The sequence below is a fragment of the Streptomyces uncialis genome (assembly GCF_036250755.1).
Lineage (GTDB): Bacteria > Actinomycetota > Actinomycetes > Streptomycetales > Streptomycetaceae > Streptomyces > Streptomyces uncialis.
Genome location: NZ_CP109583.1, coordinates 5,909,118 through 5,930,125, shown reverse-complemented (window position 1 = coordinate 5,930,125; position 21,008 = coordinate 5,909,118). Strand labels below are relative to the sequence as shown.

Here is a 21,008-nt window from a genome sequence, read left to right as displayed (position 1 = left end):
CCCGATCCGGGTTCGGTCGGACTGTTCCGGGGGGTGGTCCGGGCGTGATCGTCGGTGACCGCGCTCTCTTCGGTTACCCGCGCCCGCCCCCGGTCATCCGGACCGCTCGGCGTGCTCGGGGTGGTGCCACCCGCTCCGTGCCCCGGTTCCGCGGGAGGTGCTCCGCGGGTCCGGGGCGAGGGACCAGGGCGTGATGCTTGCGGCCCACTGTAGTGCCGCCCGCCCGGGCCACCCGGTTTCCCGGGGACCGCGTACCGGCCCGGGCGCCCCGGTTCCCCGGTCGCGCCCGCGTCCCTCCGGGTCCGGGTGTCCGGGGGAGACCAGGGTTCCCCCGACCGCTCCCGGACACCGCCCCGGCACCCCGTACCGGCCGGGACCGGCCCGTATCCGTGTTCGGCGGTAAGACGCGCGGCCGGGGGCGTTGGTTGCCGGGAGCGCCCGCGCGGGCGCCGGGCGGGCACTTTTGCGGGCAGAGCCGATCATTCAAGATCACGAACAGATGGCGGCCGGGCGTGTTGTCGGTGGCGGATGCGAGGATGCCCCCGTACTGGTCGACGTGCCCGGAGTGCGGTGGGGGGAATCACAGCACGGCCCCCGGTGGCCTCGTTCTGGGCGCATCCGCAGAAGGGACCGCTGACGGCGATGCAGATCCGGCTGACCGTCCTCGGGCCGCGCCCCGACGCCACGAGCCGCGTCATGGCGCGGGACGTCCTCGTCACCGCGCCCGCCGGGACCCCGCTGGCGGCGGTGGCGTCGGACCTCGCGTCGGCGGTGGCGGGCGGTGACGGACCCGTGGTCGTGTACCGGGGCCCGGAGCGCCTCGACCTCCAGCGCCGGGTCCTCGGCGAGCCGCCGCTGATCGACGGCGCGGTGCTGTCCCTCGGCGCTCCCGCGGACCCCGGTCCCGGACCGGCCGACGCGGCGGCGCAGCTCCAGGTCGTCGGCGGGCCCGACGCGGGCGGGGTGCATCTGCTGCACGGCGGCCGGGTCCTCGTCGGCCGGTCCGCCGAGGCCGGGGTCCCCCTCGACGACCCGGACGTGTCCCGGCTGCACTGCGAGATCACCGTCACCGAGGACGGTCTGGTGACCGTCGCGGACCTCGGCTCCACCAACGGCACCCGGCTCTACGGCGCGGCCGTCGGGCGGGCGCCGATGCCGCTGGAGCCGGGCGCGCTGCTGCGGCTCGGCGAGTCCACGCTGCGGCTCGCCTCCTCCCGGGAACTGCCGCCGCCGCTGCCCACCACGCCGGACGGCGAGGGCTTCGTCCGCGTACCCGGGCACGGCGACGACCCGGCAGCGGGACCCGACGCCGGTGAAGGCGACGGCGTTCCCGGCCCGGCGGGCCTCGGACCCGGGGTGCCCAGGGCACGCCAGGCCGGTGCGGCCACCCACCCGGGAGCCGCGGTCACCCATGGGGCGGGGCAGTCGTACGGCTCCCCCGGCCCGGACCGCGCGGACCCGCGGTCGTACGGCTCCGCCGCCGCGTACCGCGCGGAGCCCGGGCGGGACGCGCAGGCCCACGCGGGCGTGCGCGGGGGCGCGGGGACCAGCGCGCACCCCCTCACCGCTCCGGGGACGACGGCTCCCACGGCTTCGGGCACGACGGCAGGGGATACGACGACGGCCCCCGGTGGGCGGACGAGGCCGCGGGGCGGGACCCGCACGGCGGCGGGCACCCGTACCCGGACGACGGCCCGTCGGAGCGGGACCACGAGGACGACGGGCCGTCCCGGCCGGGCGCGCGGCGGCGGGGCGGGCTGACCGCCTGGGCCCGCCGCCTCACGGGCGGTCGCGGGACGCGGCCCGAGTGGGACCCGTACGAGGACGACGACCCGTCCGCCGACGGACACGGGCACCTGGACGAGGACGCCGGGCCGGACCCGGCGGCGACACCCGAGCTGTGGCCCGATCCCGCGTCGCTGCTGCTCACCGCGCTCGGCCCCGGGCCCCGGCTGTGGGAGCGGGACGGCGCGCACCGGGAGGCCCTGACGGTCCGGCTCGGCACCACGGACCGCGCCGACCCGGCGGGCAGCGGGGTACTGGCGGGCGTCCCGGTGACGGTCGGGCTGCGCGAGGCCGGCGGGCTGGGGCTGACCGGGCCCGGGGCGCGGCTGGCCGGGGTGGCCCGGTCGGTGGTGGCGCAGCTCGCCGCGCTGCACTCGCCGGACACCCTGGAGATCGTGCTGCTGAGCGCGGACCGGGCGCGGCCGATGGAGGAGCGGGTCGCCCGCTGGAGCTGGCTCGGCTGGCTGCCGCACACCCGCCCGGGACACGGCCAGGACTGCCGGCTGCTGCTCGCGTACGACCGGGAGCAGGCCATGGCGCGGACGGCGGAGCTGATCCGGGTACTGGAGGAGCGCGGCGGCGGGGCGCCCGCGGGCGGGGACGTGTTCGGCGGGAACGGGGCGGGCGCCGTCCGCGGCGGCGGGACGTCCTGGGCGCTGGGTTCGGAGGGTGAGGCCGGGGTGTTCGCCCGGACGGCGGCCGGGGGCACCGGGCAGCCCGCCCCGGCGGCCGGGAACGACGGATCGCTCACCGTGCTGATCGTGGACGGCGACCCGGGGTCCGCCCCGCTGCGGGACGCGGTGGCGCGGCTGTGCGCGTTCGGGCCGGGCGCCGGTATCCATGTGGTGTGTCTCGCGGAGACGGCGGCGGTGCCCGGCGACGGCGGGGCGGCCGTGGCCGAGGTGTACGAGGACGCGTGCGCGGCGAGCCCGCCGCTGCGGGAGTGCGGGGCGGTCGCGCTGCTCAGCGGGGACGTGGCGACGGAGGTCCGGCTGGTCCGGGTCGCCGCCGGGCGGGTCGCCGGGCAGGGCACGGCCGGTGCGGTGGACGCGGTGTCGGGGGCGTGGGCCGAGCGGTTCGCGCGGGCGCTGGCGCCGTTGCGCACGGAGGGCGGCGCGGGCGACCGGGCGCCCCGGGTCGCGGCTCCGCTGCCCCGGGTCGCGCGGCTGCTGGACGAGCTGGGGCTGGCGCGGGCGACACCCGCGTCGCTGATGGCCCGCTGGGCCGCCGCGTCCGACGACGCGCGGGCCGTCGGCGGGCGGGCCTGGACGGTGCTCGGTGCCGGGCCGCGCGGGCCGGTGGGCGTGGACCTCGCGCACGAGGGCACCCATCTGCTGATCGAGGGGCCGCCGGGCAGCGGCCGCACCGAACTGCTGCGCGCGGTCACCGCGTCGCTGGCGGCCGCCGAACGCCCCGACCGGCTGGCGATGGTCCTGGTCGACGGCCGGGACGTCACGGGTGGCGCGCCGCCCGGCCGGGACGGCGCGGGCGGGCTCGCGGTCTGCACGGAACTGCCCCATGTGACGACGTATCTGGCCGCCGGGGACCCGCTGCGGATGCGGGAGTTCGCGCAGGCGCTCAGCGCGGAACTGAAGCGGCGGGCCGAGCTGCTGGGCCTGCTCGACTTCACGGGGTGGCACAGCCGCGAGGAGGTACCGGACCGGGTCGTCGCCCAGCGGGGTCCGCTGCGGGGGAACCGGGTGTCCGGGGTGGTCCGCCAGGGCGGGGAGCCGCGCCCCTCGGCGGTTCCGGGTGACGGGGCGGGGGATCTCGACACGCCGCCGAGTTCCACGATGCGGCTGCGGCCCGTGCGGCGCGGTGATCCGGGGCCGCCGCTGCCCCGGCTGGTCGTCGTGGTCGACGACCTCGACGCGCTGCTGTCGCCGCCGCTCGGCTCGACCGGCCGGCCCGCCGCGGGGTCCGTCGTCCGGGCGCTGGAGGCGGTGGCTCGTGAGGGCGAGCGGCTCGGTGTGCACCTGGTCGCGGGCGCGGCGAGCGGGACCCGGGTCGTGGACAGCGAGGCCGCGCGCCGCGCGGGGGTACGGGTCGTGCTGGACGCGGTACGGGGCGGGGCCGACGAGCCGGGGCCCGGGCGGGGCACCCTGCGGGGGGCCGACGGGCGGGTCACCGGGTTCCAGGGCGGGCGGGTCACGGGGCGGATTCCGCGGACGGCGACGTCCCGGCCGCGGGTCGTGGTGGTGGAGTGGGAGCGGATGGGGGATCCGCCCGTCCGTCGGTCCGTGCGGGAGTTGGGGAACGGGCCCACGGATCTGGCGTTGCTGGCCAGTGCGGTGGAGCGGGCTACGCGGTCGATATCCGCGGTAGCGGTCCCGTCCCTGCTGTGACGGTGGCCGTCCGGCCCTCGCGACGGCGCCCGTACCTGGGCCCCGTGGGGGTTGCCTTGGCTTGCGCTTGTGAGGTCTGTCCGGGTGGACGCGCTTGTTCCTGTGCCGTCGCTCGGTGGGTTTGCGCAGTTCCCCGCGGGTCGCCTTCGCTTGCGCTTCCTAGGTCTGTCCGGCTGGACGCGCTTGTTCCTGTGCCGTCGCTCGGTGGTTTCGCGCAGTTCCCCGCGCCCCTGGATGCTGCCCCTGTTCGTCGCTGTTCGGGTGCGGGCCGGTTCTCGTTCTTGCGCAGTTCCCCGCGCCCCTTTGGGGCGCGTTCTGTCGGTTCTTCGGGTCGGTGCCGGTCGGGATTCTCCGTCCTCGCTCCAACGCGCTCGGTCGGACATCCCCCTTGCCCGACTGAAGAGCATCGGAGTCTGCGGGCAGAGATTCCCGCCCACCCCCTCCCGCAGCCATGCGACTGCGAGAGGAGGGGGTTGAACCCCAGCCGAGCTGACGCCGGCCTGCTGTCTGACCCCACCCGCAGACTGAGAACAGCCCCAGGTGGGCGCCCCAAAGGGGCGCGGGGAACTGCGCACCCCACGAACGACGGCACAGGGAACAAGTACGCCTACCCGGACAGACCTCGGGGCGCAAGCGAAGGCGACCCGCGGGGAACTGCGCAAAAGACGAGGACGGACCCGCACCCGAAGAACGATCGCAAGGGGGCACCACCCAGGGGCGCGGGGAACTGCGCACCCCCGGACGTAGCCGCACAGGGAACAAGTACGCCCAGCCGGACAGACCTCGCGGCGCGAGCGAAGGCGACCCGTGGGGAACTGCGCACCCCCGGACGTACCCGTACAGGGAACAAGTACGCCCAGCCGGACGGACCTCGGAAGCGCGAGCGAAGGCGACCCGCACGGGAAACCCAGGGGCGGGGGCGGGAAGTCACGAGGGTGACACGATCGGGTAGTTGGGCGGGGCGGTTCCCTTGTCGGGCCGAACCCCACGGGCGTACACCAGGTCCCACGGACCAGCGTTCGCAAGCACGCGAGCCAGACGCGTCAAGAGGACGGGGCAGCGATGCGCACCACCAACCCGCACGGAAATCCGAACGGAACCAGCAGGACCACGAGCCGCCGGCACCGGCATCCGGTCAGGGCCCTCGCGGTCACCACCGCCCTCGCCCTGAGCCTGGCGGCCTGCGGTGACGACGGCGGCGACAGCGACGGCGACGGGGCGAACAACGCGACGGGCACCGCCACCGCGCCCAGCGGCTCCGGACTCCAACTGCCCAAGCTGGACGGGCAGAAGCTGGAGGTCGCCGCCGTATGGACGGGACCGGAGCAGGAGAACTTCAAGAAGGTGCTCGCCGAGTTCGAGAAGCGGACGGGCGCGAAGGTCACGTTCGTCCCCGCACAGGACCCGATCATCAACTTCCTCGGTTCGAAGATCGCGGGCGGCGCCCCGCCGGACGTGGCGATGCTCCCGCAGGTCGGCGCCGTGAAGCAGGCCGTCGACAACAAGTGGGCCAAGCCGGTCGGCGCGGACGCGAAGGAGCAGTTGACGAAGAACTTCGCCCGGGGCTGGCAGGACCTGGGGAAGGTGGACGGCGAGCAGTACGGCGTGTACTTCAAGGCCGCCAACAAGTCGCTGGTCTGGTACAACACGACCGTCTTCGAGAACGCGGGGGCGAAGGAGCCGAAGACCTGGGACGAGTTCATGGCGACGGCGCGGACGGTGTACGACTCGGGGGTGACCCCGATGTCGGTCGGCGGCGCCGACGGCTGGGTGCTCACCGACTGGTTCGAGAACGTCTATCTGTCGCAGGCCGGGCCGGAGAAGTACGACCAGCTCGCCAAGCACGAGATCAAGTGGACGGACCCGTCCGTGAAGAAGGCCCTGACCACCCTCGGGGAGCTCTTCGGCAAGGACGACTATCTGGCGGGCGGCGCGGACGGCGCGCTCCAGACGGAGTTCCCGCGCTCGGTGGAGCAGACGTTCACCGGCGGCGACCAGCCGGAGGCGGGCATGGTCTTCGAGGGGGACTTCGTCGGGATCAATGTCGCCCAGGCGAACGCGAAGATCGGCACGGACGCGAAGGTGTTCCCGTTCCCCGCGGTGGGCGGCGAGGCGCCCGTGGTCAGCGGCGGTGACGCGGCGGTGCTGCTGAAGGAGTCGAAGGCGGGCCAGGCACTGCTCACCTTCCTCGCGTCGCCGGACGCGGCGGCGGTCTGGGCGAAGCTCGGCGGCTATCTCTCGCCGAACAAGAGCCTGGATCTCGCGTCGTACCCGAACGACGTCCAGCGGGACATCGCGAAGGCGCTGGTCGGCGCGGGCGACGACTTCCGCTTCGATATGTCGGACCAGGCTCCGCAGGCGTTCGGCGGCACCCCCGGCAAGGGCGAGTGGAAGGTGCTCCAGGACTTCCTGAAGGATCCGAAGGACGTGGCGGGGGCCCAGCAGAAGCTGGAGGCCGCCGCGGCCAAGGCGTACAAGGACTGATCCGGCGATGACGTCGGCAACGGCGGGGGGCACCGGCAGCGGCCCGGTGTCCCCCAGGTCCCCACGGCGCAAGAGTGTGACGGGTACCCGCAAGGCGGTGGTGGTGCTGTTCCTGCTGCCCGCCGTGATGCTGCTCGGCGCACTCGTGGTCTACCCGATCGGGTACTCGCTGATCCGCAGTTTCGTCAGCGACACCGGCGGCGGTTTCGCCGGGATCGACAACTACCGGGAACTCTTCACGGACGACGGCATCAGGACCGCGTTCCGCAACAACGTGATCTGGATCGTCCTCGCGCCGACCCTGGCGACGGCCCTCGGGCTGATCTTCGCGGTGCTGACCGAACGGGTCAGCTGGGGCACGGCGTTCAAGCTGGTCGTCTTCATGCCGATGGCGATCTCGATGCTGGCGGCGGGCATCATCTTCCGGCTGGTCTACGACCAGGACCCGGACCGGGGTGTCGCCAACGCGGTGTGGGTGGGGGTGCACGACACGTTCGCCGAGTCGTCGGCGTTCCCGAAGGCCCACCCGGGCCGTGATTCGCCGCTGCGCGCGGCGGGCGGCGGGGCGTTCGTCACCAAGGATCCGGTGCGCGTAGGTGAGCCGGTCGTACTGCCGCTGGTCGGGGTGGCGCCGGACCTGATGCCGGACGGGGCGAAGGCCGCGAAGGCCGCGTCCGCCGATCCGGGGAAGGTGACGGGCACGACCTGGCAGGACTTCACCCGGGGCAAGGGCGTGGGCACCCTCGGCGGGGTCGACAGCGCGGAGCTCGGATATCCGGGGATGCGGATCGAGGCCGTGCGGGACGGGACGGTCGTCGAACGGACGACCGCCGCCGCCGACGGGACGTTCACCCTGTCGGACAAGGCGGACGGGGCGCTGCTGCGGCTGCCGGAGGCCAACTTCCGGGAGGCGTACAACGGGGTGGACTGGCTCGGGCCGGGGCTGGTGACCCCGGCGGTGATCGTGTCGTACATCTGGATGTGGGCGGGCTTCGCGATGGTGCTGATCGCGGCGGGGCTCGCGAGTGTGCCCCGGGAGCTGATGGAGGCGGCCCGGGTCGACGGGGCGAACGAGTGGCAGGTGTTCCGCAGGATCACCGTGCCGCTGCTGGCGCCCGTGCTCGCGGTCGTCCTGGTGACGCTGATGATCAACGTCCTGAAGATCTTCGACCTGGTGTACATCATCGCCCCCGGCTCGTCGCAGGACGACGCGAACGTGCTGGCGCTCCAGCTCTACCGGTCGGCGTTCAGCGACGGCAGACCAGGGGTAGCGAGCGCGATCTCGGTGCTGCTGCTGCTGCTCGTGATCCCGGTGATGCTGTTCAACATCCGGCGGCTGCGGCGGGAGGCACGGCGATGACCGCGCACGGTGGAACGGCCGCCCCGGCGGCCACGGCGAAGACCGGGGGGACGGCCCCGGCGAAACCCTCGCTCGGGGCACGGCTGGCGGGTGTGGTCAGCGGTGGGCTGGTACGGGTGCTGCTGGTCGTCGTGGGGGTGTTCTGGCTGGTCCCCACGTTCGGACTGCTCCTGTCGTCGCTGCGCACCCCCCGCGATCTCGCGGACAGCGGCTGGTGGACCGTCCTCACGGAACCCGCGCAGCTGACGTTCGGCAACTACAGCAAGCTGCTGGACAACCCCGCGATCACCGACTCGCTGTGGAACACGGTCCTCATCGCCGTACCCACGACGGTGCTGGTGGTGGTGATCGGCGCGCTCGCCGGGTACGCCTTCGCATGGCTGGAGTTCCCCGGGCGGGACTGGTGGTTCCTCGGGGTCGTGGGGCTGCTGGTGGTGCCGGTGCAGGTGGCGCTGCTGCCGATCGCCCGGCTGTTCGGGGATCTCGGGCTGTTCGGGTCGATCCTGGGCGTGGTGCTGTTCCATGTCGGCTTCGGGCTGCCGTTCGCGGTGTTCCTGCTGCGGAACTTCTTCGCGGAGATCCCCCGGGAGCTGCTGGAGGCCGCGCGGCTGGACGGCGCGGGTGAGCTGCGGCTGTTCCTGCGGGTGGTGCTGCCGCTCGGCGGTCCCGCGGTCGCGAGCCTCGGGATCTTCCAGTTCCTGTGGGTCTGGAACGACATGCTGGTGGCCCTGATCTTCACGGACGCGGCGAACCAGCCGATCACCGTGGCGCTCCAGACCCAGGTCCGCCAGTTCGGCAACAACATCGATGTGCTGGCGCCCGGGGCGTTCATCTCGATGGTGATCCCGCTGGCCGTGTTCTTCGCGTTCCAGCGGCAGTTCGTCTCGGGGGTGATGGCGGGCGCGGTGAAGTAGCCGCTCGTGGAGCACAGCCGCTCGTGGTGTCCCGGTGGTCCGATCCGGTGCGGGGGGCCGGTGCGGTCCTCCGGTGAGCGGGTTCGGGGGTCCGGTGAGGGGGTGCGGGGTCCGGTGGGCGGGGTGCCGCTCGCCGGGCCCCGTCTCAGGTCAGCATGAGTTCACGGACCACCCGTTCCGCCGCGTGGCCGTCGTCGTAGGGACAGAAGCGGGTGCGGAACGCCGCGCGGAGGCGGTCCGTCGCGGGGGTGTCCCAGCGGCCCGAGCGGAACAGTTCGATCAGTTCGTCCTCCACGGTGGCGACGGCACCCGGGGTGTCGCCGGGGCGGCCGGACAGCAGGTCGAAGTAGGTGCCGCGGGCCAGCCGGTACGCCTGCCAGTCGGGGGCGTAGGTGATGATCGGGCGGTCCAGGCATGCGTAGTCGAACATCAGTGACGAGTAGTCGGTGATCAGCGCGTCGGCGGCGAGGCACAGTTCCTCGACCCGGTGGTGGGCGGTCACGTCGAGGACGCGGGGGTGCCGGGGGACCTCCGCGCCGGGTCCGCAGCGGTAGTGGGCGCGGACCAGCACCACGTACCGGGGGCCCAGCGCGCGGACGAAGCGTTCCAGGTCGAGCCGGGGCAGGAAGCCGGGCTGGTGGTCCCGGTGGGTGGGCGCGTAGAGCAGGGCCGTGCGGCCGGGCGGGACGCCGAGCGCGGCACGCAGCCGTCCGACCTCGTCGGGTCCGGTGCGGAAGTAGACGTCGTTGCGGGGGTAGCCCAGTTCCAGGGCGCGGTACGCGGTGGAGGGGTAGCCGCGTTCCCAGACCTCGGTGGAGTGGGGGTTGGCCGAGAGGCTGAGGTCCCACTGGTCGGCGTGGGCGAGGACCGCGCTGAAGCTGATGCCGTGCGTCCCGGCGGGATAGCGGCGCTGATCGAGGCCCATCCTCTTGAGCGGGGTGCCGTGGTGGGTCTGGAGGTAGGTCTGGCCGGGGCGTTTGGTGAATCCGCCGGGGAAGCCGGAGTTGCTGACGAGGTAGGTGGCGCGGGCCATGGTCCGCCAGTAGCGGCGGGTGCCCTCGACGACGTACTCGACGCCGTCCGGGACATGGTGGCGGTGCTCGGCGGCGACCACCCACACCCCACGGATGTGCGGGGCGAGTTCCCGGGCCTTGGCGTACACGGCGGCGGGATTGCAGGAGACACCGCGGTTCCAGTAGGCGCTGTAGACGGCCAGCCGGGGGTCGAGTCCGCGGCGCAGGTCGGCGCGGTAGGCGGCCCGCATGAGCCTGCCGCGCAGCCCGGCCCGTCCGCGGTTCAGTCCCGCGGCGAGGCGTCGGCGCCGGGTGCCGGCCTTGCGCAGCTTGTCGTAGGCGAGGGAGGAACCGGCGGCGACCGCGCGTTCCTCCGCGGTCCGCGGGACGTGTCCGGCGGGCGCGTGGGCGCGGTGCAGCCGGGCGGTCTCCCGGAAGAAGTCCCGGCGGTCGGCGGACCTGATCCGGCCGGGATCGGTGAGCACGGCGAGCGCGCGGGGGGTGAGGTACGGGAAGACCCGGGCGCGCTCGTCCGGTGCGAGGCCGCCGAGCAGGGTGTCGTAGCGGGCGAGGAACGCGAGGTGCGCGGGGCCGGGGGTGGTGGAGACGCTGCCGCCGCGCCGTTCGCGCCAGCGCACACAGACCCGGTCGAGCACGGTGGCCCGCTCGCCCGCCAGCAGGACGGCCCGGTGGGCGGGGATCACGTCCTCGTAGGGGGCCTCGTCGGTGAACCCCAGCGCGTGGGCGTGCCAGAACTCGCGTCGTACGACCCGGTTCCAGGCGACGGGGGCGAGGGCGAGGGGGTCGCCGGTCAGGTCCTCGTCGACCGGCCGGACGGTCTCCCACCAGTCGATCGTGTCGTGTCCGAACAGCAGGACCTCGGGGTCGCCCGCGTGGGTGAGGGCCCGGTCGAGGGCGGTGAGGGCCCCCGGCAGCAGCAGGTCGTCACCGTCCAGGAAGAAGAGGTACTCGCCCCGGGCGCGGGCGGCTCCCGCGTTGCGGGCCGCGCCCGCGCCGGTGTGCCGGTCCAGTCGGATCAGCCGGACCCGGGGGTCCCGGGCCGCGTACTCGGCGGCGATCGCGGCGCTCGCGTCGGGGGACGCGTCGTCCACGACGATGAGTTCGAGGGTGGGGGGACGGCTGGGGGTGGGGCGGTCGACGGTGAGCGCGGCGGGGGCGGCGAGGTGGTGGGGGGCGCGGCGGCTGGGGGCGCGGCGGCTGGGGGTGGGGCGGTCGGGGGTGCGGTCGCCCGGGGTGGAGGGGTCGGGGGTGGGCGCGGCGGGGGCGTCGGGCGTGGGGGTGACGGGGGCGGGGTCGGGGGTGCCGTCGGGGGGAGGGGTCTGTCCCAGGACCGACTCCAGGCACTCCCGTAGGTAGCCCTGAATGCGATATACGGGGACGACTACGGAGAATCGGGGCATAACTCTCGACGGTAGTCAGGTCGGCCCAGCCTGTCGAAGACCGTTCGTCACTCGATGGGGTGATCAACGGCGCGGGCGATGACGGGAATCGGCAAAGGCGACGAACCCTCCCCTTTGCTGAGAGGTCACGCGTCTCACGCTTTCCCGTCGAAAGGCGGCGCCACGTGCAGCTCCCGCCCAGCCCCGTCCTGCCCGGCAGCCACGCGGAACGCCGCACGGCGGCATGCCGCCAGCGCCGGCAGGAGCTCGGCCGGCGGTCCGGCACGTCCTCCCCCAGGGGCGGGGATTCCCCGCCCCGGCCGCACCACCACCGATCGCGGGGCTCCGACATGACCATCGACACCGCACGACACGGAGGCGCACGATGAGCGCCGATCTCCTGACCCGTACCCGGGCCCGGGGCGCTACCGCGCTTCGCGGACACCGCCGGCGCCCCACTCCGTTCATGGTGTTCGGCGGGCTGTTCTGGCTGGTGATGTCCCTCGCGTACTGGCGGGTGCCGATGTGCTGCGACTTCGGGCAGCACGCGGCCGTGGTGGAACGTCTCACGGCGGATCTGCTGTCACCCCGGCACCCGATGGCCGACCTGCCGGGCGACGGCAGCCCCTACTACACGCCGTACGCGGTGACGCAGGCGCTGTTCGCGAAGCTCACGGGTCTCGCGGGCTGGGAGGTCGTCAAACTCTCCGGCCCGGTGAACCTGCTGGTCCTGCTCACCGGTGTCGCCCGGTTCACCCGCGCGGTCTCCCGCCCCACGACCGGGCCGTGGGCACCGGTGTTCGCGCTGGCCGCGATGCTGCTGCTGTGGGGCACGCTCGGCACCTGGTGGTCCGGGTTCCTCGGGCTGATGTCGATGACGGGGAACCTCGGGTACCCGTCCACGTTCGCGATCGGCCTGACCTTCTGGGCATGGGCGTGGACGGCGTCGCTGATCCGGGACTCCGCGCCCCGGTGGCGGGGGCACGCGGGACTGGGCGCGCTGCTCGGGCTGATCCTGCTCGTCCACCCGATCACCGTGATCGCGGCGGCCGTCGGCGTCGCGGCGTTCGTCGTCCCCGCGCACGGGCGGCAGTGGCTGTCACGCGCGGCGTGGCGCCGGTACGGGGTCGGGCTGCCGTGGCTGCTCGCCGTGCTCGCGGCGTGCGCGGTGGCGGCGATGTGGCCGTATTTCTCGGTGTTCTCACTGGCGGGCGACTCCAGCGTGGACGCCATCCACGCACGGCTCTACCGGAACACCCGTGAGCGCTTCTGGCTCGGGGCGCTGGGGCTGCCCGCGCTGTGGGCCAGATGGCGGCGCGACGGCGGCCGGGACCCGCTGGTGCTGATGTTCGGCCTGGACCTGCTGGTCATCGCGTACGGCTGGTTCACCGGGCACTACACCTACGGACGGGTGATGGGTATGGCCCTGGTCCCGCTGCACTTCGCCCTCGCGGTGGAGCTGGCCACGCCCCGGCCCTGGTCACGGCGGCGGCGGGCACTCGGCGTGGCGGCCGTGGCGGCGGCGCTGACCGGCTTCCTCACGGTGCACGCGGGGGCGGTGGTGCCCCGCTCGCTGGACCCGGTCGGGTTCAAGCAGCCGCCGCGGTGGCCCACGTACGCGTGGGTGACGCAGCATGTCGGGCGCGGCGAGGTGATCCTCGCGGACGGGTACCGGCCTGCCCGGTCACTGCCGGGGTACGGGCTGAACCTGGTGGCGCCGCCGTGGCCCGATCCCGCGCTGGAGGAACGCGAGCGGAGCCGCCGGTGGTCGGCGGTGCACACCTATCTCGCGCCGAACTCCTCGCCCACGCGGCGGGCGGAGATCGTGAAGCGCTACGGGGTGCGGTGGCTGCTGCTGTCGCCCCGGCAGACGGCTCCGCCGGAGGCGGTCGTCGTCGCGTGGGACCCGCGCAGCGGGGAGGTGCTCGCCCGGGTGCGGGGCGCCTGACCAGGGCACCCCGTACGCGGGTGACGGGCGTCTGACCAGGACGCCGGGGTGCGCCGGGCGGGCCCGGCGCACGATCGGGGGGCGAGGATGCGCGGGGCCGCTGGTGGGGGGGGATACCAGCGGCCCCGCCACACCCTCTGTGGTGTCTGACGAGCGGGGCGGGGGGATTGTTCCCCTCGGGTCGCCTTCACTTGCGCTTCCTGGGTCTGTCCGGCGGGGGGTACTTCGTTCCTGTGCCGTCGCTCGTGGGTTTGCGCAGTTCCCCGCGCCCCTGGGTGGGTGCCTCTTGCTGTCGCTCTTCGGGTGCGGGGCTGCCCTCGTCTTTTGCGCAGTTCCCCGCGCCCCTTTGGGGCGCCCCTTCGGGTTGTTCTTCGAGTGCGGGGCGGTCCTCGTTTTTGCGCGGTTCCCCGCGGGTCGCCTTCACTTGCGCTTCCTGGGTCTGTCCGGCGGGGGGTACTTCATTCCTGTGCCGTCGCTCGTGGGTTTGCGCAGTTCCCCGCGCCCCTTTGGGGGCGCTGGCTGGCTGATGATGTCCTTCGGGTGCGGGGCTGTTCCTGTGGACTGGGGGTTAATGGGTCGCGGGGGGTGTGGGGGTGTTGGTAGGTAGGGGGGATGACGGATGGGGCGGGTGTTTTCGGTGCGGGGGTTCGGTTGCGGGCCGCGGGGGCGGGGGACGGGGGGTTTCTGGGGGAGGTGCTGCTCGCGGCGTTCAACTGGGACGGGCCCCGGTTCACCCTTGACGAGGCCCTGGGGACGCCGGACATCGCGCACTACGTCACGGGGTGGCCCCGGCCGGGAGACTTCGGCGTGGTGGCCGAGGACGACGCCGGGCGGCCTGTGGGTGCTGCCTGGGCGCGGGTCTTCCCGGCCGACGAACCCGGGTACGGCCATGTCGGCCCGCAGGTGCCGGAGCTGACCATCGGTGTTCTGCCCGCATATCGGGGACGTGGTGTCGGGAGTGCCCTGCTGGACGAACTGGTGAGGCTGGCGGAGCGGTCCGGCGCCGACGGGCTGAGCCTCAGCGTGGAGGACGGGAACCCGGCCGTCCGTCTCTATGCCGCCCGTGGCTTCACCGCCGTGGGACGTGAGGGGGCGTCGGACACGATGCTGCTCCCGTTCCACGGCGCGTCCACAGCCACAGGCCGGTGACCACGGCGCCGGCCAGGGTGACGGCGCCCGCCACGACGAAGGCGCTGCTGAGGGCTGCCTCGAAGGAGGCGCCGCCGGACTGCCGGGTGCGGACGACCGCTCCGAGGACCGCCACCCCGAGCACCGCGCCGATCTGCCGGGTGGTGCTGATGACACCCGACGCGAGTCCGCTCTCGTGCGTGCCGACGGCCTGGATGGCGGCTCCGGTCAGCGGGGACATGGCCAGGGCGAATCCGACGCCGGTGACGGCCAGTCGCCACCAGACGTGCGCGTAGGCGGTGTCGGCCTGGACGAAGCCCAGTGCCAGCAGCCCCGGTCCGGCCAGGGCGAGGCCGGTGGTGACCACGATCCGGAAGCCGTACCTGACGGCGAGACGGCCCGCGTACGGGCTGACGACGACCATGGCGAGGGTGACGGGCAGGGTCTGGAGGCCCGCGCGCAGGATCGAACTGCCCTGGACGTGGACGAAGAACTGGGAGAAGAAGAAGGACGACCCCATGAGCGCGAAACCGACGACGGCCATCGCGGTGCTGGAGACGGTGAACAGCCGCTGCCGGAACAGCCGCAGCGGCAGCATCGGTGCCGGAGCGCGCTGTTCGACGGCGACGAAGGCGGCGAGGGTCACCACCGCGGCGGCGAAGCTGCCGAGGATCACCGGCGAGGTCCAGCCGCGGGAACCGCCCTCGATCAGTCCGAAGGACAGCGCCCCCACACCGAGGACGGACAGGGCCGCGCCCGGGATGTCGATCGCCGGTGCGGCCGGGTCGCTGGACTCGGTCAGGACGTACAGAGCGGCCACGAGCAGGACGGCGCCGATGGGTACGTTGACGAGGAAGATGGCCGGCCAGCCGAACGCGTCCACCAGGACCCCGCCGGCGGCCGGTCCGGCGGCCAGGCCGATCCCGCTGAGTCCGGCCCACAGCCCGATGGCCTTGACGCGGTCCTGCGGCACGGGGTGGGCGGCGGCGAGCAGAGCCAGCGAGGCGGGGCTCAGCGCGGCGGCCCCGATGCCCTGGAGCGCGCGTCCAGCGATCAGCCATCCCGGCGAGGGGGCGGCGGCGCACAGCACCGAGGCGAGGGTGAACACCGTCGCACCGGCCAGGAACACGCGTTTGCGGCCGAGACGGTCGGCGAGGACACCGCCGGAGAGCAGCAGCATGGCGACGAGCAGCACATAGGAGTCGACGATCCATTGCAGGCCGTCCAGCCGGAGGTGCAGGCGCTGCTGCATATCGGGCAGCGCCGCGCCGACGATCGTGCTGTCGAGCAGCACCATGAACTGCCCCATACAGGTCACGGTGAGCAGGAGCGCTGTCCGCTTCGGCCGCCTGTCCACTGCCTCGGGTGCCTCGGCCTTCGGTAAGTCCTGGTGTGCGGTCAACGCCGTTCCCTTCTGCGACGCGGATGCCCCTGAGGGCGTCGAAGAACTTCCAGGATAGTTCCATAATCCCGAACTATCGAACTGAATGTTAGGATCGGGCCATGCGACCACTGCCCCAGCCCTCGACCGAGTCGTTGACGCTCGCACCGGTGCTGCACGCGCTCGGCGATCCGGTACGTCTGGAGCTGGTGCGGCGAGCCATGGGAAGCCCGGACTCGACCTGTTCCGCGCTCGCCGAAGGGCTGACCGTGCCGCTGTCGACGCTGTCCAACCACTGGCGGATCCTGCGCGAGGCCGGTCTGATCAGCATGACCGTCGACGGTCGGCACCGGCGCATCCGGCTGCGCGCCGACGATCTCGGCGCCCGCTTCCCGGACCTGCTCGGGCCGATCCTGCGCCTCGCCGCGACCGAGTCGCCGAGCGGTACGCCATGAGGACACACGACGGGCGGCCCCGCGCGGCAGTTCGCCGGCCCTCCCGCGCGCAGCGGGCCGCGAGGCAGGTCTTGAGCAGCATGCGGGCGATTTTCTGGTCATACGGTGGCGCCTGGGCGTATTAGGCGGGGTCTCGTCCGTTGTGCGGCATACGCTCCCGCTGATGACCCCTCAGACACTCGTCCCGGGCAGCGCGTCCGCACGCCGTACCCGGCCCCTCGGCGGCGGACCGCTCGCCCTGGCGGCCGGATGGCTCGCCACGCGCGCGGGGATGCTGTTCCTGCTCACGCACAGCGGTTCCGTCCTGCTCGGTTCCGGTGGGGTGTCCCGCGAGGTGCACCATCTGTACGCGCGCTGGGCGGGGCAACTGGGCGACGGGACCTTCCCGGTGGGCGACGCGCTGTGGCAGTACCCACCGGGCGCGGGACCCGTGCTGCTCGCGCCCGCGCTGGTGCCCTGGCTGACCTATTTCGAGGCGTTCGTCGCACTGACCCTGCTCGCGGACGCCATCGTCACCGCGGCCCTCACGCGCGCGGGGCTGCGGCCCGGCCGCACCCTGGGCGGCGCCGCGCTGTGGGTGTGCGCACTCCCCCTGCTGCTGCATCTGCCGCTCGCGCGCTACGACGTACAGGTGACCGCCTTCGCCGTGGCCGGGCTGCTGGTCGCGGAGCGGTCCGCGCGCGCGGGAGGGGTGTGCGCGGCGCTCGGGGCCGCGGTGAAGCTGTGGCCCGCGCTGATCCTGCTGGGCACACCCCGGGGCCGCCCCACCCGCCGGGCGTGGACGGCGGCGGCCGTCACGGGCGGGCTGCTGTTGATCCTGCTGGCCGTCGCGTTCCGCAACCCGCAGGGCTTCCTGCGCGAGCAAGGCGCGCGCGGGGTGCAGATCGAGTCGCTGGGCGGCACCCTGCTGGGCCTCGCCCGGCACGCGGGATGGCCCGGGACGGTGCGGTACCGGTACGGCGCGATGGAGTTCGTCGGCCCCCAGGTGGACACCGTCGCCGCCGTGTCGCTGGCGCTGACCGCCGCCGCCGGGGTGCTGCTGCTGGTGTGGCGCGCGGGGGCCCGCCGCTGGACCGAGGCCACGCCCTACGACGCGGCCCTGTGCGCGGTGCTGCTGTTCACGACGACGAGCCGGGTCATCAGCCCGCAGTACCTGGTGTGGCTGCTGGGGCTCGCCGCCGTGTGCCTCACCTCGCACCGCACCAGCCAGCGGCCGGTGGCGGCGCTGGTGGTGCTGGCCACGGCGGTCAGCACGGTCGTCTACCCGCTGCTGTACGCGGAGGTGGTCGCTTCGAGCTGGACGGGCTGTCTGCTGCTGCTGACACGCAACGGACTACTGGTCGCCGCGACCGCGCTGTCCGCGCGGCGGCTGTGGCGCGCGACCCGGCCGCCCGGCGCCCGCCGCCCGCCGCCGCCCGCCCCCGACGCGCACGAGACCCCGAGGAGTGTTCCGTGGAACTCCCGCGCCACGCCCAGGTGAGCGTGATCGTGATCGGCCACGACGACGCGACGCACGTGGCCGACGCGGTGCGCTCCGCCCTGGCCCAAGGGCCGGTGGTCCGGGAGGTGATCGCCGTGGACGACGGCTCCACCGACGGCAGCCGGGAAGTACTGGCCGCCCTCGCGGACGGCGAACCCCGGCTGCGGGTCCTGCCCCGCACCGGCAACAGCGGCGGCTGCGGCACCCCCCGCAACGACGGTCTGGCGGCCTGCACGGCCCCGTACGTGATGTTCCTCGACAGCGACGACCTCCTGCCGCCCCGGGCCGCCGAACGGCTCCTCACGGCCGCCCAGGAGCACCGTGCCCAGGTCGCCGCGGGGCTCTGCGTACGCCGCGAACTCCCCCACGGCCCCGACACCCCCTGGCAGCCCCGGCTGTACACCCCGCGCCCCACCGGGCCCGGTGATCCGGCGCTCCCCCCGCCCCCGTCGGCACCACCGGACGCGCCGGACCCGCCGGACCCGGTGAACCCGGTGAACCCGGCGGAGGACCCGCTGGACCTGGTGGATCTGTCGGACCCCTGGAAACCGGCCGACCCCGCCGAACCCTTCGACCCGGCCGGGGCCGCCCCACGCCCCCCGGCCGTCCCGGAAAGCGGCCCGGCCGGACCCGTCGGAGCACCCACCGGGCTGCCCGTCGTGGAGCACCCGGCCGATCTCCCGGCGCTCGCGCGGGACACCCTGTGCGTCAACAAGCTCTACCGCACGGACTTCCTGCGCGGCCACGGCATCCGGTTCCCCGACGGCCGCTTCCCCTACGAGGACTTCGTGTTCACCGCCCGGGTGCTCGCCGCCGGGCCCCGGATCGCCCGCGTGCCGGACCCCGTCTATGTGTGGCATGTGCGGCGCGGGGCGTCCCGGCTGTCGATCTCGCTGGACCGCGCGGGCGTCGACAACTGGCGGGCCCGCACCCGCGCCCACGGACAGGCCGTCGACATCCTCCGCGCGGCGGGCGCGAAGTCCCTCGCGCGCGCGAGCCGGGCCGCGTTCCTCGACCTCTCGCTGCGCATGTACGCGAAGGAGCTCGTCCGCCGCTCCCCCGAGTACCGGCGACTGTGGTGGGCCGACGCCCGCGCCCATCTGGCCGGATTCGACAGCGCCGACCTGGAACCCGCCGACAGTCCGGGACGCCTCGTCGCGCGCGTGCTGCTCGTCTCACCCGAACCCAGGGACCTCGTACGGCTGCGGGAACTCGCCGCCCGTCCCGCCCGGCTGCTGCCGCCCTACGCGCGCGATCCGGACGGCACCCCCGTGTGGTCCGCCGAGCTGCCCGGGGCCACCCTGGAGAAGCTCGTCGTCCGGCCCGCCGCGGCCCTGCCGCTGGCCGTCGAGGGCCGGCTGCGCCCCCGCGCGCGCGGGACACTGCTGCGGCTCCGGCTGCACGAGCTGTACGGGCGGGTGGCCGCGGCGGGACCTGTGACGGCCGTCGCGGAGTTCGCGGAACGGCGGTCGGGACGGGTGGGATGGGCGCACGCCGTGGAATTCACCGCCGGGCGGCACGACGGCACCTGGACCGCCGAGGCCGCCGTGCCGCTGCGGGAGCTGGGCGCCGGGACATGGGACCTGCGGGTGCGGCTGCGGTTCGCCGACGGCACCGGGCGCCGGGTCACCGCGCACGCCGCGGAGGGACCCGGGGACCTGCGGCGCCACGCCGTCCCCGACCCCCGGCACGGCTTCCTGCTGGCGCAGCCCTACGCCACCCACTCGGGGGCGCTCGCGCTGCGGATCGCCCTCGGGCCACGCGGGGCGCTCGGGGTCGCACGACGGCGGCTGGTCCGGCTGCTGCGCCCCGGCGGACGGCGGCCCTCCCCGTAGCACCGGCGCACGACACTGCACCTCGTCGCGGAAGATCACCCAAAGGGGTTACTTGCGCCCACTGTTGACGGGAAGTCAGAATTCCTCTTGGTTGCGTCGCAGCTCAGCGCGGGGGCGGTGGGCTCTGACAGACTGCGCCCGTACGGGCGATCCCTCTTCGCGCGTCCGTGCGACCACCGCATGACACGCTTCAGCGCGCGCCGCCAGACGCGCGCCCATACGACAGGACAGGGTGAACAACGACCATGACCTGGCTGATCACCGGCGGTGCCGGCTACATCGGGGCCCATGTCGTCCGCGCGATGCGCGCGGCGGGCGAGCGGACCGTGGTCTACGACGACCTCTCCACCGGCGACGCCGACCGGGTGCCCGACGGCGTACCCCTGGTGGTGGGATCGACCCTGGACCCGAAGCTGGTCGCCCGCGCGCTGTCCGGGCACGAGATCACCGGGGTCGTGCATCTGGCGGGCCGCAAACGGGTCGACGAGTCCGTGGAACTCCCGCTGCGCTACTACCACGAGAACGTCGAGGGCCTGCGGGTCCTCCTCGACGCGGTGACGGCGGCCGAGGTGTCCTCGTTCGTCTTCTCGTCGTCGGCGGCCGTCTACGGCGCGCCGGACACCCGGCTGGTCACGGAGGACACCCCGTGCGTGCCGGTGAACCCGTACGGCGAGACCAAGCTCGTCGGTGAGTGGCTGGTCAGGGCCGCCGGGCGCGCCCATGGGCTGTCGACGGCGTCGCTGCGCTACTTCAACGTCGCGGGGGCCGCCTCACCCGAACTCGCGGACAGCGGCAAGTTCAACCTTGTCCCCATGGTCCTGGAGCGGCTGACCGCGAACCGGCCGCCGCGTATCTTCGGCACCGACCACGCGACGCCGGACGGCACCTGTGTACGTGACTACATCCATGTCGCGGACCTGGCCGAGGCGCATGTGGCCGCCGCGCGGCATCTGCGGGAGCGGGGTCCGGGCGCCGAACTGACCCTCAACATCGGGCGGGGCGAGGGGGTCTCCGTGCGCGAGATGATCAGCGAGATCACGGCCGCCACGGGCAGTCGTCTCCCGCCGGAGGTCGCGCCGCGGCGGGCGGGGGACCCCGCGCGGGTCGTCGCCTGTGCCGATCGGGCCGCGCGGGTGCTCGGGTGGAAGCCGCAGCGGGATGTGCGCGACATGGTCACGTCGGCTTGGCTGGGCTGGCAGCGCGCCCAGTCCCGCCCGGCGCCCCGCCGCTGACACGTTCCACGGCTCCCCGTCGCGCCTGGGGTTCCAGCTGGGCGCACTTGTTCCCTGTGCCGTCGCTCGTGGGGTGCGCAGTTCCCCGCGGGTCGCCTTCGCTTGCGCTTCCCAGGTCCGTCCGGCGGGACGTACTTCGTTCCTGTGCCGTCGCTCGGTGGTTTCGCGCAGTTCCCCGCGCCCCTGGATGCTGCCCCTTCTGGTCGCTCTTCGGGTGCGGGGCGGTTCTCGTCTTCGCGCAGTTCCCC

The 21,008-nt window shown here is 74.0% G+C and carries 11 protein-coding genes and 1 pseudogene; 10 read left to right on the top strand and 2 right to left on the bottom strand.

Annotation, left to right across the window (positions count from 1 at the left end):
• Nucleotides 1–642: 642 nt before the first annotated feature.
• From OG711_RS39245 to OG711_RS24690, 4 genes and pseudogenes are all read left to right on the top strand, one after another.
• Nucleotides 643–4,130, top strand: a pseudogene (locus OG711_RS39245) (FHA domain-containing protein).
• A 1,062-nt stretch (nucleotides 4,131–5,192) separates the two neighbouring features.
• Nucleotides 5,193–6,614 carry an ABC transporter substrate-binding protein gene (locus OG711_RS24700; RefSeq protein ID WP_073794057.1) on the top strand — a complete coding sequence of 474 codons (1,422 nt, stop codon included), beginning with the start codon at nucleotides 5,193–5,195 and terminating at the stop codon, nucleotides 6,612–6,614.
• Between the two features lie 7 nt (nucleotides 6,615–6,621).
• Complete coding sequence (locus OG711_RS24695) at nucleotides 6,622–7,974, top strand: carbohydrate ABC transporter permease (RefSeq protein ID WP_073794060.1); 1,353 nt, start codon at nucleotides 6,622–6,624, stop codon at nucleotides 7,972–7,974.
• The gene (locus OG711_RS24690; protein ID WP_266516129.1) at nucleotides 7,971–8,888 is read left to right on the top strand and encodes a carbohydrate ABC transporter permease; all 918 of its coding nucleotides are present in this window, start codon (nucleotides 7,971–7,973) and stop codon (nucleotides 8,886–8,888) included. The genes OG711_RS24695 and OG711_RS24690 overlap by 4 nt, the downstream gene beginning before the upstream one ends.
• Before the next feature lie 145 nt (nucleotides 8,889–9,033).
• On the opposite strand, the gene OG711_RS24685 is transcribed toward OG711_RS24690, so the two are convergent.
• Nucleotides 9,034–11,322, bottom strand: a complete 2,289-nt coding sequence (locus OG711_RS24685; RefSeq protein WP_329560501.1) for a bifunctional glycosyltransferase/CDP-glycerol:glycerophosphate glycerophosphotransferase — start codon at nucleotides 11,320–11,322, stop codon at nucleotides 9,034–9,036.
• A 364-nt stretch (nucleotides 11,323–11,686) separates the two neighbouring features.
• Between OG711_RS24685 and OG711_RS24680 the strand changes: the two genes are divergently transcribed.
• Entirely contained in the window at nucleotides 11,687–13,249 is a 1,563-nt protein-coding gene (locus tag OG711_RS24680) for a hypothetical protein (RefSeq protein WP_099284651.1), read from the top strand.
• 612 nt (nucleotides 13,250–13,861) lie between these two features.
• Complete coding sequence (locus tag OG711_RS24675; RefSeq protein WP_329560498.1) at nucleotides 13,862–14,398, top strand: GNAT family N-acetyltransferase; 537 nt, start codon at nucleotides 13,862–13,864, stop codon at nucleotides 14,396–14,398.
• On the opposite strand, the gene OG711_RS24670 is transcribed toward OG711_RS24675, so the two are convergent.
• Nucleotides 14,319–15,686, bottom strand: a complete 1,368-nt coding sequence (locus OG711_RS24670; protein ID WP_405674038.1) for a DHA2 family efflux MFS transporter permease subunit — start codon at nucleotides 15,684–15,686, stop codon at nucleotides 14,319–14,321. The genes OG711_RS24675 and OG711_RS24670 overlap by 80 nt on opposite strands.
• A 194-nt stretch (nucleotides 15,687–15,880) precedes the next feature.
• Between OG711_RS24670 and OG711_RS24665 the strand changes: the two genes are divergently transcribed.
• The 4 genes from OG711_RS24665 to galE all read left to right on the top strand — a co-directional run bounded on the left by OG711_RS24665 (nucleotide 15,881) and on the right by galE (nucleotide 20,760).
• Nucleotides 15,881–16,213, top strand: coding sequence for an ArsR/SmtB family transcription factor (locus OG711_RS24665; RefSeq protein WP_329560496.1), 333 nt, complete (start codon nucleotides 15,881–15,883; stop codon nucleotides 16,211–16,213).
• Between the two features lie 163 nt (nucleotides 16,214–16,376).
• Complete coding sequence (locus OG711_RS24660; protein WP_405674036.1) at nucleotides 16,377–17,693, top strand: glycosyltransferase 87 family protein; 1,317 nt, start codon at nucleotides 16,377–16,379, stop codon at nucleotides 17,691–17,693.
• A complete protein-coding gene (locus OG711_RS24655) occupies nucleotides 17,666–19,528 on the top strand; it encodes a glycosyltransferase family 2 protein (RefSeq protein WP_329560494.1) in 1,863 nt (620 codons plus the stop codon). Before OG711_RS24660 ends, OG711_RS24655 begins: the two co-directional genes overlap by 28 nt.
• A 245-nt stretch (nucleotides 19,529–19,773) precedes the next feature.
• Complete coding sequence (gene galE, locus OG711_RS24650; RefSeq protein ID WP_329560492.1) at nucleotides 19,774–20,760, top strand: UDP-glucose 4-epimerase GalE; 987 nt, start codon at nucleotides 19,774–19,776, stop codon at nucleotides 20,758–20,760.
• The last annotated feature ends 248 nt before the right edge of the window (nucleotides 20,761–21,008 follow it).